Here is a 13210-nt window from a genome sequence, read left to right on the forward strand (position 1 = left end):
CTTGGCAAGACAAGAAAGTAGGTCGCCGCCCCGCAGGGGTGGTGAAACTGCTTTTGACTTTAAGCCTTTGACTTTGAAGTCAAGCAGTTGCCTTTAGCTACACCCCCCAAAAATCCCCAAAAGCAAACTCAGCGCTACAATCCCCCAATCACGCAATCACCCTCATTAGCCGAGCAACAAACCCCATGCGTATCCTCGGCATCGACCCCGGCCTCCGCACCACCGGCTTCGGCGTGCTGGAAAAGCACGGCAACAAGCTAACCTACATCGCCTCCGGCACCATCAAGAGCGACGGCGACAGCGGCTTGCCTGCAAGGCTGAAGACCCTCTTCGACGGCATCAGCGAAGTCACCCGCACCTACGCCCCCGATTGCGCAGCGATCGAGAAGGTGTTCGTCAACGTCAACCCGCAATCCACCCTCCTGCTGGGCCAGGCTCGCGGCGCGGCAATCTGCGGCCTGGTGAGTTACGGCCTGCCGGTGTTCGAGTACACCGCCCTCCAGTTGAAAGTGGCAGTCGTCGGCTACGGCCGCGCCAACAAGGAGCAGGTGCAGGAGATGGTGATGCGCCTGCTGAGCTTGACGGGCCGGCCCAGCTCCGACGCCGCCGATGCGCTTGGCATGGCCATCTGCCATGCCAATGGCAGCAACACGCTCGACGCGCTGACCGGGCTGGCTCCGGACCTGATACGCAAAGGCATGCGCGTACGGCGCGGCCGCCTGATCGGCTAGTCCCGGCCGGCACCGGCAAGTCTCTTACAATCGAGCGGTTCCCTGTCAAAGGATGCCGCATGCCCCGCTCGTTCCGCGCCTTGAGTTCGTCCCGATCCCTCCGCGTGCCCGCACTGTTGTCCGCGCTTGCCGCCGCGATCCTCTCCGGCTGCGCGGCGCCGCCTGTTGCCACCACGCCCGCAACTCCGGCCCCGAGCCCGGCGCCTGCCGCACCCAAGGCCCTGGTGATCGGACACCGCGGCGCCAGTGCGCTGCGCCCGGAACACACGCTGGCTTCCTACGAGCGCGCCATCGAAGACGGCGCCGATGTAGTCGAGCCTGACCTGGTAATGACCCGCGACGGCGTGCTGGTGGCCCGCCACGAGAACGAGATCGGCACCACGACCAACGTAGCCGAGTTGCCGCAGTTCGCCAGCCGCAAGCGCATCAAGGTGATCGACGGCGAGCGCCTGGATGGCTGGTTCACCGAAGACTTCACGCTGGCCGAACTGAAGACGCTGCGCGCGCGCGAGCGCATTCCGCAGTTGCGCAAGGCCAATACCCAGTACAACGACAAGTACGAAATCCCCACCTTCGACGAAATCATCGAAATGGTGGCCAGGGCTTCGCAGCGCAGCGGACGGGTGATCGGGCTCTATCCGGAAACCAAGCACCCGAGCTATTTCCGCGGCATCGGCCTGCCGCTGGAAGAAAAGCTGGTGGCCACGCTGCGGGCACACGCATACACGCGCAGCGCGCCGGTGTTCGTGCAGTCGTTCGAGACTGGCAACCTGCGCGATCTGCACCAGCGCCTGGGCAACAGCATGCCCAACGTGAAGCTCGTGCAATTGATGGGCGGCGCCAGGAACCGCCCGGCCGACTGGCGCCTGGCCGGCGATACGCGCACGTTCGCCGACATGATGACGCCGGTCGGGCTGCGCGAGGTGGCCAGCTACGCCAACGGCATCGGCCCGGAGAAATCCAGCGTGGTGCCGCGCGACGCCAGCGGCAACCTCGGCACGCCGACCGCGCTGGTGCGCAGCGCGCACGCCGCCGGGCTGCTGGTCCATCCCTATACCTTCCGCCCGGAGAACAGCTTCCTGCCGCGCAACCTGCGCACCGGCGGCGACGATGCCACGCGCAGTCCCGCCGGCATGGTGCGCGAGGTACAGGCCTTCCTCGCCGCCGGTATCGACGGCTTCTTCACTGATGATCCGGCGCTGGGCCGGCAAGCGGTGGACACACCGGGACGCTAGCCCGGAGCAAACCGGGAAAGCGGCGCGCGGATCGCCGGCGCGCCGCACGCTGGGCTACACTGGCGGGCTTCGCGATGGCGAGACGCTTCGGGCGCCGCTGCTGTCGCACTTCACTGATTCCAGGCGCGCGCGCCGCAATTCGCAGCAGACACCACACCATGATCGGACGCATCGCCGGCACACTCATCGAGAAGAATCCCCCGCATCTGCTGGTCGATTGCCACGGCGTCGGCTATGAGATCGACGTGCCGATGAGTACGTTCTACAACCTGCCCGCCGTCGGCCAGCCCGTCACCCTGCTGACGCAGCAGATCGTGCGCGAGGACGCGCACCTGCTGTACGGATTCGGCAGCGCCACCGAGCGCAACACCTTCCGCGAACTGATCAAGATCACCGGCATCGGCGCGCGCATGGCGCTGGCGGTGCTCTCGGGGATGTCGGTCAGCGAGCTGGCGCAGGCGATCACGCTGCAGGAAGCCGGACGCCTGACGCGGGTGCCGGGTATCGGCAAGAAGACCGCCGAGCGCCTGCTGCTCGAACTCAAGGGCAAGCTCGGCGCCGAGCTTGGCCACGCGCCTGGCAGCACGCCGGTGCACGACAACGCCGTCGACATCCTCAACGCGCTGCTGGCGCTCGGTTATTCGGAGAAAGAGGCGGCGCTGGCCATCAAGCAGGTGCCGGCGGGCACCGGCGTGTCGGACGGCATCAAGCTGGCGCTGAAATCCCTGTCCAAGGGCTGACCGGGCCGGATCGAGGGCAAGCCGGAGGGGCCTCCAGGATTGAGCCTGCGCTGGCTGCGCCGGGCCCGTGCGGCCGGCGCCGTGCCAGGAAGGGCTACAATCCAACCACTTTGCCCGCACCAGAAACATGATCGAAACCGACAAGCTAGCCACCGACCGGAGCGCCGATCGCGTGATCGCCCCTACCGCCGTCTCCCCCAACGAGGAGGCGTTCGAGCGGGCGCTGCGTCCCAAGCTGCTCGACGAATACGTCGGCCAGGAGAAAGTGCGCGGCCAGCTGGACATTTTCATGCATGCCGCGCGCAACCGCCGCGAAGCGCTCGACCATGTCCTGTTGTTCGGGCCGCCGGGACTGGGCAAGACGACATTGGCGCACATCATTGCCCGTGAGATGGGCGTCAACCTGCGCCAGACCTCCGGCCCGGTGCTGGAGCGCCCCGGCGACCTGGCCGCATTGCTGACCAACCTGGAAGCCAACGACGTCCTGTTCATCGACGAGATCCACCGCCTCTCGCCGGTGGTCGAGGAAATCCTGTACCCGGCCCTGGAGGACTACCAGATCGACATCATGATCGGCGAAGGCCCGGCCGCGCGCTCGGTCAAGCTCGATCTGCAGCCCTTCACGCTGGTCGGCGCCACCACCCGCGCCGGCATGCTGACCAACCCGCTGCGCGACCGCTTCGGCATCGTCGCGCGGCTGGAGTTCTACACCGCCGAGGAACTGGGCCGCATCGTCACGCGCTCCGCGCAATTGCTGGGGGCCCGCATCGACCCGATGGGCGCGCTGGAAATCGCGCGCCGCGCGCGCGGCACGCCACGGATCGCCAATCGCCTGCTGCGCCGCGTGCGCGACTATGCGGAGGTCAAGGGAGACGGAAACATCACACGCACCATCGCCGACGCCGCCCTCGCCATGCTCGACGTGGACGCAGTCGGCTTCGACCTGATGGATCGCAAGCTGCTGGAAGCGATCCTGCTCAAATTCAGCGGCGGCCCGGTAGGCGTCGACAACCTTGCCGCCGCCATCGGCGAGGAGCGAGACACCATCGAGGACGTGCTTGAACCCTTCCTGATCCAGCAGGGCTACCTGCAGCGCACGCCACGAGGCCGCATGGCCACTGCCGCCGCCTACCGCCACTTCGGCCTGGCCGCGCCCGGCGAGAGCGTCGAAAGCGGCGAGCTGCCGCCGGCGTAAGCCGGAAAGAGCAACCGCTTGCAACAACGTGCGCACGCAAGGGGGGATCCTGACGTTGAGGCCAGGCGGTTGTAGCCCGGTCTCCCCGTAGCCCTCGCGACCGCTTCCCGCACTCGGGCCGCCACAGGCGACGCATAGGATTCCTCCCGACGCTCCCCGCATTAAATACTTTCGAGCCCCGCAGACAATTCTTTTGTCGTGCATTGCTGGCGGCTGCCTCCTTGTCCACAATGACTTAGCCCCGACCGCCGAAACACGGCGACGTCAGACGCCAGACGGCCGGCTAACTTTTCCCAGACAGGAGAGAGCACATGAATCGACGCCAGTTTGTTACCCGGATGGCGGGCTCGGGCCTGGTCGTGGCCACCGCCTTTGCCGCGGGCTGCACCACCACGGGCACCAATTCGCCAACCGATGCCGCGGCAAAGAGGCAAGAGATCGACGCGGGCGCCGATGGCGCAATCAACCGGCTGTTTTCGACGGTCGATGGCTCGCGCGAACTGGCCAATCGCGCGCAGGGGATCCTGATCTTCCCGCGCGTGCTGTCGGCAGGCCTGGGGATCGGCGGCGAATATGGCGAAGGCGTGCTGCGCTCCAAGGGAGCGTCGGTGGGCTATTACCGCACCACCTCGGGCATGATCGGCCTGACGGCAGGCGGCCAGTCCAAGGCCGTGGTGCTGATGTTCATGACGCCCGAGGCCTACAACAAGTTCGTCAACAGCAGCGGCTGGACGGTCGGCGCCGATGCCAGCGTGGCGCTCGCCAAGGTCGGAGCCAATGGCAAGCTCGATACCATCACCGGCCAGCAGCCGGTGATCGGCTTCGTGCAGACCAATGCAGGCCTGATGTTCGACATCTCGCTGGATGGCTCCAAGATCGGCAAGCTGAACATCTAGCCCCGGGGCCATTTCGGTCAGCCTTGGCCTCCGGGCCAGGGCTGCGTTCGCCTGCGTCACAGGCACGGTGTTTGCGTGGCTGGCATAATCGCGGCAAGGCCGCCCCCGGAACACCCCGATGACCACATCCACAGCCACGCCCGGCCACACCGGGCGCGTCTACCGTTACTACGACCTCGTGATGGTGGCGTTCGTCACGGTCCTGCTTTGCTCCAATCTTATCGGCGCGGCCAAGGCGGCCCAGGTCACGCTGCCGTGGATCGGCCCGGTGACCTTCGGCGCGGGCGTGCTGTTCTTCCCGATTTCCTATATTTTTGGCGACGTGCTGACCGAGGTGTACGGCTACGGGCGCGACCGCCGCGTGGTCTGGGCCGGCTTCGCCGCCCTGGCGTTCGCCACCTTCATGAGCCTGGTGGTGCTGAAGATGCCGGTGGCGCCCTTCATGGGCGACTACCAGAAGAGCCTGGAAGATGTCTTCGGCAATACCTGGCGCATCGCGCTGGGCTCGCTGATCGCGTTCTGCTGCGGCAGCTTCGCCAACAGCTACGTGCTGGCCAAGATGAAGCTGTGGACCGAAGGCCGCTGGCTGTGGACGCGCACCATCGGCTCCACGCTGGCCGGTGAACTGGTCGATTCCTCGCTGTTCTACGTGATCGCCTTCTACGGCATATGGCCGCTGGAAAAGGTGATCCAGGTGGCCATCGCCCAATACATCCTCAAGACCGGCTGGGAAGTGGTGATGACGCCGGTCACCTACAAGGTGGTGCRATTCCTCAAGCAGGCCGAACGCGAAGACTACTACGACCGCAACACCAATTTCACGCCCTTCCGCCTGCGCGTCTGACGGGCAGCGGCCAGCGGGGCTAAGGGACCCGGCGGTCGACTTCGTCCAGGGTCAGCGCTTCGAGGTGGTCCACGTCGGCCCATTGCATGACCGTCAGCCGCACGCTGTCGCAGCGCAGGCGGTTGATGCTGGCGTTGAGCAGTTCATGTCGCCGCGGCGCTTCCAGCGTCATGTCGTTGGCCTCGCGGTACAGGCAGTCCAGCACACCGCCGTGCGCCACCAGGGCGATGCGCTCGCCGGGATGGCGGCGCCCCAGCGCCAGCGCGGCTTCCACCGCGCGCTCATGGAAGGCCAGCAAGGACTCCCCGCCATCGGGCGCATAGTCCGGGATGCGCGCCTGCCACCTGGCGAAATCCTCGGGCAATTGTTCGGCCACTTCCGCGTAGGTCATGCCTTCGAGCGCACCGTAGCAGCGTTCGCGCAGACGGGGATCCGGCTGCACTGCGAGGCCGAGCGCCCCGGCCAGCGGCGCCGCCGTCTGCATTGCGCGCGACAGGTCGCTGGCGTAGACCGCGTCGATCGGCTCTGCCGCCAGCGCCCGGGCCAGCGCATCTGCCTGTGCCACGCCAGTGGCGTTGAGCGGGATGTCGAGCTGCCCTTGCAGGCGCCGCTCGCGGTTCCAGGCGGTCTCACCGTGACGAATCAGGATCAGGTGGGTGAAGGCCAGCGAATGCGGCCCGGGCAATTGCGACATGCCGTTTCCTTTACGCGACGCTACGCGGTCTCGTGGCGGCCCTGGCAGACAGTACCTTCGCACCGCCTGCCGGTAGCTTACTGTGCCGGGTGGCCGGCGAGCTTCGGATTGAGGGTATAGGTGCCCGTGATCGCTGCCTGCGCCAGTACGTGGCCCTGGATCGCTTCGCGCACCTGCGCCCCCGTGAAGGTGCCATCCAGCGGCAGGCGGTCGAGGTCAAGCGCGTAGACGGTGAACACGTAGTGGTGCACCAGGGTGTCGTTCCACGGGGGGCAGGGGCCGTCGTAGCCGTAGTAATCGCCCTTCATGTCCGGGTCGCCGGCGAACCAGCCGGTGTAGTCGTTCACGCCGTGGCGCAGGCCGCCCGCGGCGGCGGTGCCGCCGGTTGCCTCGGGGCCCGGCTTGCCGCGAGCGATCACGCCATCGCTGTGGCTGCCGGCCGAAATCGTGCGCAGGCCGGGCGGAATATCCACCAGCACCCAGTGGAAGAAGTCCACGCGCGGCAGCGAGGCGGGCACTTCGCGGCCTTCCTGGTTGACGTCATCGCCACGGCTGGGCACGTCGCGGTCATGGCAGATCACCACAAAGGAGCGCGTCTCGGCCGGGGCCTCGTCCCAGTGCAGGTCGGGATTGCGGTTGCTCGACAGTGTCACGTGCGTGGCGGGATCGATCGCACAGAAGGCGAATTCGACGGGAATGGGCCCGTTGTCGGCAAAAGCCTTGCTACAGAGTTTCATGTGTCTCTCCTTGCTGGTAGGCRCCGCGCGCGGCGCGGCGTGCGGGATCAGGCCGTGGCCGGTCCCGGCGGTGAGGTAAGGCGGTAGCTGAGTTGTAGCAGGCCGTCGTCGAAAGCGCGATGCGCCTCCAGGCGCCAGTCCGAACGCCCGCTGCCGGTGAACAGGGCAATGCCCTGCCCCAGCACGACGGGATGGACGAACAGTTCCATCGCATCGACCAGGCCGGCGGCCAGGCAAGCCTGCGCCACCTGCGCGCCGCCGAGCAGCCAGATGTGCCCGTCGCGGTCCTTGTGCTCATGCTTGAAGCGGGCCAGCCATTGCTGCACCGGCTCGGCCTCCTGTTCGATCCGCCAGGGTCCGCCTTCGGGCCGCGCTAGCGGTTCGGCGCTGCTGCTGAACACGTGGAAGGGGCGGTCGCCATAGGACCACGGCCCAAAGCCGAGGCTCTGCTCGTAGGTGACACGGCCCGACACGATACGGTCGACGCTGGCGAGGAAGGGCTCGAAGCCGTAGTCGCCGGCGGTAAACAGCCAGTCCACCCCGCCGTCGGGCGAGGCAATCATGCCGTCGAGGCTGGTGGCAATGAAAAGGGTAACGGTCTGGGTCATCGGCGATCCTGTGGGCGCGGCGGCTACGGCATCAGCGCGCGGCGGCGGGCGGTACCCGCAGCCAGAACGTGACGGGCCCGTCATTGATCAGGCTGACTTGCATCATGGCGCCGAACTCGCCGGTCTGCACCTCGCCATGCGCAGCGCGCGCCCTGGCCACGAAATGGTTGTACAGGCGTTCGCCGTCCGCCGGCGCCGCGGCCGGGGTGAAGCTTGGCCGCGTGCCGCTGTTGGTATCGGCGGCCAGCGTGAACTGCGACACCACCAGCAGGCCGCCGCGCGTACCGCGGCCATCGATGTCCTGCACCGGCAGGTTCATCTTGCCGTCGGTGTCGGAGAATATGCGGTAGGCCAGCAACTTGGCGAGCAGGCGCTCGGCCTGCGCCTCGGTATCGCCGCGCTCGGCGCACACCAGCGCCAGCAGCCCGGCGCCGATCTCGCCGGTGGTCCGTCCGCCGACGGTGACGCGGGCCTGTGCGACCCGCTGGATCAGCGCGATCATGCGCGGTTCCCGGCCGGGCTCAAGCCAGCGTCACGCGCGCGAAACGGCGCTTGCCCACCTGTACGACATAGGTGCCGGCAGCCACCTTCAAACCCTTGTCGCTGACGATGGCGCCGTCGATCTTGACGCCGCCCTGCTCGATATTGCGGTTGGCTTCCGAGGTGGACGGCACCAGGTTGGCCTGCTTGAGCAACTGGGCGATACCCAGCGGTGCGCCGGTCAGGCTGACCGCGGGGATATCGTCGGGCACGCCGCCGCGCGCGCGGTGGTTGAAATCTTCCAGCGCGCGGTCGGCATCGGCGGCGCTGTGGAAGCGCGTGACGATCTCCTGCGCGAGCATCACCTTGCAGTCGCGCGGGTTGCGGCCCAGGGAAATCTCCTGCTTCATCAGGTCAATCTCGCTCATGGGCCGGAACGACAGCAGCTCGAAGTACTTCCACATCAGGTCGTCCGAGATGCTCATCAGCTTGCCGAACATCTCGCCCGGCGCTTCGGCCACGCCGATGTAGTTGCCCTTGGACTTGGACATCTTCTCCACGCCGTCCAGGCCCACCAGCAGCGGCATGGTCAGGATGCACTGCTGCTCCTGGCCGTATTCCTTCTGCAGTTCGCGCCCGACCAGCAGGTTGAACTTCTGGTCGGTGCCGCCAAGCTCCAGGTCGGCCTTGAGCGCGACGGAATCGTAGCCCTGCATGAGCGGATAAAGGAACTCATGCACCGAAATGGGAATCCCAGTGCGGAACCGTTTGGTGAAGTCGTCGCGCTCCATCATCCGCGCCACGGTGTACTTGGCGGCCAGCTGGATCATGCCGCGCGCGCCCAGCGGGTCGCACCACTCGCTGTTGTAGCGGATCTCCGTCCTGGCCGGATCGAGCACCAGGCTGGCCTGGCTGTAGTAGGTCTGGGCATTCGCCTCGATCTGCTCGCGGGTCAGCGGCGGACGGGTGGCGTTGCGCCCGGAAGGATCGCCGATGGTGGAGGTGAAGTCGCCGATCAGGAAAATCACCTGGTGGCCCAGGTCTTGCAACTGACGCAGCTTGTTGAGCACCACCGTGTGGCCGATATGGATATCGGGCGCGGTCGGGTCCAGGCCCAGCTTGATGCGCAGCGGCACACCGGTGGCCTCGCTGCGCGCGAGCTTCGCCAGCCATTCGGATTCGACCAGCAGTTCGTCGCAACCGCGTTTGGACACCTCCAGCGCGTGCATCACGGAGGGCGTGAGGGGGTAGGAGGTGGCAGCGCCGGAGGAAACTTCAGTCATGACGTAAGTCTTTGAAAAACATGAAAATTCAGACGGGGCTCAAAAACGGCTTGCGGCCGGTTTTGGTATAATCCGCGCTTCTTGTGCTGACGGGAACAATCCCGTGGGCCAACCGCCATTCTAGGCGGCAAACCAATATGGCAGGCGCCGCACCTCGGGGGAGGAAGGCAGACGAGGCAAAAAATCGTCGCGGCAGCGCAGCCCGAACCAAAGAGTGAATTTTACGTGATGTGGTCCAGACTCCGCGAAGTTTTCGCGCGTGAGCTGGTGGTTCTAGTCGATCCGACCAATGCCCTGCACGCCCGAAGGCGCAAGCAGTTGACGGCAGCGGTTGGCACGGTGTTCACGCTGGGCATGGCCGCCGCCATGGGCGTGGCCCCCCGTAACGCTTACGACGACCCCCAGGCTCCACGTGTACGGGAGGCCATCCGGCTGCCGGATTTGCGCGCCCAGCTAGAACAGCTTACCGAAACCGACGCCACCTTTGTGCGCGAGGAGCGCATGCAGCGCGGCGATACCATTGCCAGCCTGCTCAAGCGGCTCGGCGTGGACGACCCCGATGCGCAGGCCTTTATCCGCCGCAACACCACGGCGCGCGGCCTGTTCGAGCTCAACCCCGGCCAGACCGTGCAGGCCGAGGTCGACGAGAACAACCTGCTGATGTCGCTGCAGGCCAACCTCGGAGGTGACGCAAAGGCCTCGCGCGAATTGGTCATCGAGCGCGTCGGCGACGACGAACCGGTCTACAAGGCGCGCGTGCAATCGGTGAAAAACGAACTGCACTACGAGATGCTGTCCGGCGCGATCGCCACAGGCGGCTTCTTCAAGGCCATGGATGCGGCCAGCGTGCCCGACGACATCGTGCAGCAGATGCTTTCGATCTTCTCCGGCGTGATCGACTTCCATCACGACATCACCAGCGGCGACCGCTTCCGCATCGTGTACGAAGCCGGATTCCGCGACGGTACTTTTGTGCGCAATGGCCGGGTGGTCGCGGTCGAGCTGATCAACAACAACCAGCTGCACCAGGCGCTCTGGTATGCCCCGGAAGGCAGCACGCAGGGCGCTTACTACACTTTTGACGGTCGCAGCATGAAGCGGCCGTTCCTGCGCTCGCCGGTGGAGTTCTCGCGCGTATCGTCGGGCTTCGGCGGACGCGACCACCCGCTGCACCATCAATGGGCACAACACAAGGGCGTGGACTTTGCCGCGCCTTCAGGCACCAAGGTCATGGCCGCGGGCGACGGCCAGGTCGAGTTTGTCGGCCAGCAGAACGGTTACGGCAACATCGTCATCCTCAAGCACCATAGCGGTTACTCCACCTACTACGCCCACCTGTCCGGCTTTGCCAACATGCAGCGCGGGCAGCGCGTGTCGCAGGGGCAGGTCATCGGCTACGTTGGCCAGACCGGCTGGGCCACCGGCCCGCACCTGCACTATGAGTTCCGCGTCAACGACGTGCCGCTGAACCCGCTGGCCATCGCCGCGCTCGACACGCCCGCGCTGTCGGGCCCGGCGCGCCAGCAGTTCCTGAGCTATACGAGCGAGATGCTGAGCCGCATCAACGCGCTGCGCACCTACAACGTGGCTTCCGCCAACAACTAAACGAGCCGCAGCCAGCATGCAGACCGCACCCCCGGATTGCTTTATCGGCATCATGTCCGGCACCAGCATGGACGGCGCGGACGGCGTGCTGGTGGATTTCTCGGGACCGCGTCCCGCGGTCCTCGCGGCCGCCCACCAGCCCTTCCCAGCCGAACTGCGCGAGGCCTTCGCGGCGCTGCAGCAGCCAGGCGACGATGAAATACACCGCGAGGCGCTGGCCGCCAACGGGCTGGCGCGCGTCTATGCCGCTTGTGTGGCGATGCTGCTGCGCGATGCCGGCATGGCACCGTCCGCCATCGCGGCGATCGGCGCGCATGGCCAGACCGTGCGCCACCGGCCCGGCCTCTACGACGGCATCGGCTACACGCGCCAGAGCCAGCAGCCGGCGTTGCTGGCCGAGCTTGCCGGTATCGATGTGGTGGCCGATTTTCGCAGCCGCGACGTGGCCGCCGGCGGCCAGGGCGCGCCCCTGGTACCTGCGCTGCACCAGGCCCTCTTCGGCGATGCAGCCGAGACGCGGGTGGCCTGCAATATCGGCGGCATTTCCAATATCAGCGTGCTGCCGGCCGCTGGCGAAAGCGATGCGGCACGTCCCGTCACCGGCTTCGACTGCGGTCCGGGCAATGTGCTGCTCGACTACTGGATCGACCGGCACCACGGCCTGCCCTACGACGCCGACGGCGCCTGGGGAACCAGCGGCAAGGTCGACCAGGCCTTGCTGGCGCGCCTGCTTGCCGAGCCCTACTTCAGCGTGGCCCCGCCCAAGAGCACCGGCCGCGACCTCTTCCATCCCGCCTGGCTGGAGAGCCATCTCGCCCAGCTCGGCCAGCCGCTTGATCCCGCCGACGTGCAAGCCACGCTGGCCGCGCTGACGGCCGAGGCCATCGCCCGAGATGTCCGCGCGCACGCGCCCGACGCCATGCGGCTGATCGTCTGCGGCGGCGGCGCCCGCAATAGCTTCGTGATGGCGCTGCTCGCGCGGGCGCTCCCCGGCGTGACGGTGCAAAGCTCGGACGACCTGGGCGTACCGGTATCGCAGGTGGAAGGCATCGCCTTTGCCTGGCTGGCGCGCCAGATGCTGCGGCGAGCACCCGGCAATGTGCCGACCGTCACCGGCGCAGCCGGTCCGCGCGTATTGGGCGCGCTCTACCCGCGATAGCACGCGGGCATCTGCGCCGCTATGCCGGCTCGGCGTGCCCCGCCTCGCAAACCCACTGGATGAACGCTTCGGCGACCGGCGAAGGCCGCATTGCCGGCGAACGCGCCAGCACTACGCGCTGGGGCGTCACGGCTTCGCGCAGCGGCAGGCAGACGATGGGTCGGCCGTCATAGCTGTGATCGCCCGCCGGCCGCGTGCACGACAGGGCTACGCCATAGCCATGCGCCACCAGCCCGCGCTGCATCTCGAAGGTCTGGGTGTACTGGTGCAGTTGCGGCCGCAGGCCATGTGCCCAGAACAGCGAGAGGAAGTACTCGCGTGTCTGCGCGATGTCCTCCAGGATCAGCCGCTCGCCCGCCAGGTCCTTCAGGCTCACGCTCGGCTGCCCGGCCAGCGCATGGCCGGCGGGCAGCAACGCGTAGGGCTCCAGCCGGGCCAGTATCCAGCGCGGGATGCGCTGGTCGAAACCCAGATCGTAGGTCAGCGCCAGTTCCGCCTTTCCGGCAGTGAGCGCGCGGTGCACCGTGGCCAGGTCGGCTTCGAACAGCGTGACGGCAACGTGCGGATGCAGGCGGCGGAATCCGGCCAGCAGCCGGGGCGCGTAATAGGCGCCGAGGTCCTGGAAACACGTCAGAGAAAGCTGCCCGCTCAGGCCACGCGCCGCCTCTCCGGCGCCCTCCGTGGCCAGGCCGGCCGCCAGCGCCAGGATATCGCGCGCGCGCCCGAGCAACCGCTGTCCCGCCGGCGTCAATTCCAGCCCGCGGCTCACCTGACGCCGGAACAAGGTTTCGCCCAGCACCTCTTCGAGCTGGGCCACCGCCTGTGACACCGAGGGCTGCGATACGTGACGGGCGCGAGCCGCGGCGCTGATGCTGCCGTGCTCTGCGGCGGCGACGAAGTACTCAAGCTGGCGGAAGGAGAACGCGATCATGATTTCCTATACTACAACATAGGAAATATATTCTTTTCCTATTGATGCCCTGGCCCGATACTCGTCCCGGAC

At 66.8% G+C, this 13210-nt stretch carries 14 protein-coding genes; 8 read left to right on the forward strand and 6 right to left on the reverse strand.

The genetic code is table 11. The annotated features are described in order from the left end of the window. The first annotated feature begins 185 nt into the window (after nucleotides 1-185). From ruvC to AC1DT6_RS29065, 6 genes are all read left to right on the forward strand, one after another. Nucleotides 186-731 (forward strand): crossover junction endodeoxyribonuclease RuvC, encoded by a 546-nt coding sequence (gene ruvC / locus AC1DT6_RS29040; RefSeq protein WP_045237859.1) that lies wholly within the window; start codon nucleotides 186-188, stop codon nucleotides 729-731. Nucleotides 732-790: 59 nt separating this feature from the next. Continuing rightward, nucleotides 791-1966: a glycerophosphodiester phosphodiesterase gene (locus tag AC1DT6_RS29045; RefSeq protein ID WP_441629141.1), complete on the forward strand. Its 1176-nt coding sequence runs from the start codon at nucleotides 791-793 to the stop codon at nucleotides 1964-1966. Between the two features lie 158 nt (nucleotides 1967-2124). Next, nucleotides 2125-2706, forward strand: a complete 582-nt coding sequence (gene ruvA, locus AC1DT6_RS29050; protein ID WP_045237857.1) for a Holliday junction branch migration protein RuvA — start codon at nucleotides 2125-2127, stop codon at nucleotides 2704-2706. Between the two features lie 127 nt (nucleotides 2707-2833). Further along, nucleotides 2834-3901 (forward strand): Holliday junction branch migration DNA helicase RuvB, encoded by a 1068-nt coding sequence (ruvB, locus tag AC1DT6_RS29055; protein ID WP_045237856.1) that lies wholly within the window; start codon nucleotides 2834-2836, stop codon nucleotides 3899-3901. A 311-nt stretch (nucleotides 3902-4212) separates the two neighbouring features. Next, the gene (locus tag AC1DT6_RS29060) at nucleotides 4213-4797 is read left to right on the forward strand and encodes a BPSL1445 family SYLF domain-containing lipoprotein (protein WP_441629144.1); all 585 of its coding nucleotides are present in this window, start codon (nucleotides 4213-4215) and stop codon (nucleotides 4795-4797) included. 118 nt (nucleotides 4798-4915) lie between these two features. Beyond that, nucleotides 4916-5641 carry a queuosine precursor transporter gene (locus tag AC1DT6_RS29065; RefSeq protein WP_477115149.1) on the forward strand — a complete coding sequence of 242 codons (726 nt, stop codon included), beginning with the start codon at nucleotides 4916-4918 and terminating at the stop codon, nucleotides 5639-5641. A gap of 19 nt (nucleotides 5642-5660) precedes the next feature. On the opposite strand, the gene AC1DT6_RS29070 is transcribed toward AC1DT6_RS29065, so the two are convergent. The 5 genes from AC1DT6_RS29070 to tyrS form a co-directional block, all read right to left on the reverse strand. Further along, complete coding sequence (locus AC1DT6_RS29070; RefSeq protein WP_477103877.1) at nucleotides 5661-6335, reverse strand: histidine phosphatase family protein; 675 nt, start codon at nucleotides 6333-6335, stop codon at nucleotides 5661-5663. Between the two features lie 77 nt (nucleotides 6336-6412). Then, nucleotides 6413-7072: a YbhB/YbcL family Raf kinase inhibitor-like protein gene (locus AC1DT6_RS29075; RefSeq protein ID WP_441629150.1), complete on the reverse strand. Its 660-nt coding sequence runs from the start codon at nucleotides 7070-7072 to the stop codon at nucleotides 6413-6415. Between the two features lie 47 nt (nucleotides 7073-7119). Continuing rightward, nucleotides 7120-7680: a dihydrofolate reductase family protein gene (locus AC1DT6_RS29080; RefSeq protein WP_441629152.1), complete on the reverse strand. Its 561-nt coding sequence runs from the start codon at nucleotides 7678-7680 to the stop codon at nucleotides 7120-7122. Between the two features lie 31 nt (nucleotides 7681-7711). Beyond that, nucleotides 7712-8182: a D-aminoacyl-tRNA deacylase gene (gene dtd / locus AC1DT6_RS29085; protein WP_477103878.1), complete on the reverse strand. Its 471-nt coding sequence runs from the start codon at nucleotides 8180-8182 to the stop codon at nucleotides 7712-7714. A gap of 19 nt (nucleotides 8183-8201) precedes the next feature. Continuing rightward, complete coding sequence (gene tyrS / locus AC1DT6_RS29090) at nucleotides 8202-9443, reverse strand: tyrosine--tRNA ligase (RefSeq protein ID WP_276290158.1); 1242 nt, start codon at nucleotides 9441-9443, stop codon at nucleotides 8202-8204. A 228-nt stretch (nucleotides 9444-9671) separates the two neighbouring features. Here tyrS and AC1DT6_RS29095 point away from each other — a divergent pair, with 228 nt between their 5' ends. Further along, entirely contained in the window at nucleotides 9672-11048 is a 1377-nt protein-coding gene (locus tag AC1DT6_RS29095) for a M23 family metallopeptidase (protein WP_276290159.1), read from the forward strand. 16 nt (nucleotides 11049-11064) lie between these two features. Further along, nucleotides 11065-12207 carry an anhydro-N-acetylmuramic acid kinase gene (locus AC1DT6_RS29100; protein WP_441629158.1) on the forward strand — a complete coding sequence of 381 codons (1143 nt, stop codon included), beginning with the start codon at nucleotides 11065-11067 and terminating at the stop codon, nucleotides 12205-12207. A 19-nt stretch (nucleotides 12208-12226) separates the two neighbouring features. Here the strand turns inward: AC1DT6_RS29100 and AC1DT6_RS29105 are convergent, their stop codons facing one another. Beyond that, nucleotides 12227-13138: a LysR family transcriptional regulator gene (locus tag AC1DT6_RS29105; protein ID WP_276290161.1), complete on the reverse strand. Its 912-nt coding sequence runs from the start codon at nucleotides 13136-13138 to the stop codon at nucleotides 12227-12229. Nucleotides 13139-13210: the final 72 nt, after the last annotated feature.

It is taken from the genome of Cupriavidus sp. 01L45 (assembly GCF_056399885.1).

What these genes read in the sequence shown, in the direction of transcription:
- ruvC (WP_045237859.1), top strand. Translation starts at nt 186, where the DNA reads ATGCGTATCCTCGGCATCGACCCCGGCCTCCGCACCACCGGCTTCGGC.
- AC1DT6_RS29045 (WP_441629141.1), top strand. Translation starts at nt 791, where the DNA reads ATGCCCCGCTCGTTCCGCGCCTTGAGTTCGTCCCGATCCCTCCGCGTG.
- ruvA (WP_045237857.1), top strand. Translation starts at nt 2,125, where the DNA reads ATGATCGGACGCATCGCCGGCACACTCATCGAGAAGAATCCCCCGCAT.
- ruvB (WP_045237856.1), top strand. Translation starts at nt 2,834, where the DNA reads ATGATCGAAACCGACAAGCTAGCCACCGACCGGAGCGCCGATCGCGTG.
- AC1DT6_RS29060 (WP_441629144.1), top strand. Translation starts at nt 4,213, where the DNA reads ATGAATCGACGCCAGTTTGTTACCCGGATGGCGGGCTCGGGCCTGGTC.
- AC1DT6_RS29070 (WP_477103877.1), bottom strand. Translation starts at nt 6,335, where the DNA reads ATGTCGCAATTGCCCGGGCCGCATTCGCTGGCCTTCACCCACCTGATC.
- AC1DT6_RS29075 (WP_441629150.1), bottom strand. Translation starts at nt 7,072, where the DNA reads ATGAAACTCTGTAGCAAGGCTTTTGCCGACAACGGGCCCATTCCCGTC.
- AC1DT6_RS29080 (WP_441629152.1), bottom strand. Translation starts at nt 7,680, where the DNA reads ATGACCCAGACCGTTACCCTTTTCATTGCCACCAGCCTCGACGGCATG.
- dtd (WP_477103878.1), bottom strand. Translation starts at nt 8,182, where the DNA reads ATGATCGCGCTGATCCAGCGGGTCGCACAGGCCCGCGTCACCGTCGGC.
- tyrS (WP_276290158.1), bottom strand. Translation starts at nt 9,443, where the DNA reads ATGACTGAAGTTTCCTCCGGCGCTGCCACCTCCTACCCCCTCACGCCC.
- AC1DT6_RS29095 (WP_276290159.1), top strand. Translation starts at nt 9,672, where the DNA reads ATGTGGTCCAGACTCCGCGAAGTTTTCGCGCGTGAGCTGGTGGTTCTA.
- AC1DT6_RS29100 (WP_441629158.1), top strand. Translation starts at nt 11,065, where the DNA reads ATGCAGACCGCACCCCCGGATTGCTTTATCGGCATCATGTCCGGCACC.
- AC1DT6_RS29105 (WP_276290161.1), bottom strand. Translation starts at nt 13,138, where the DNA reads ATGATCGCGTTCTCCTTCCGCCAGCTTGAGTACTTCGTCGCCGCCGCA.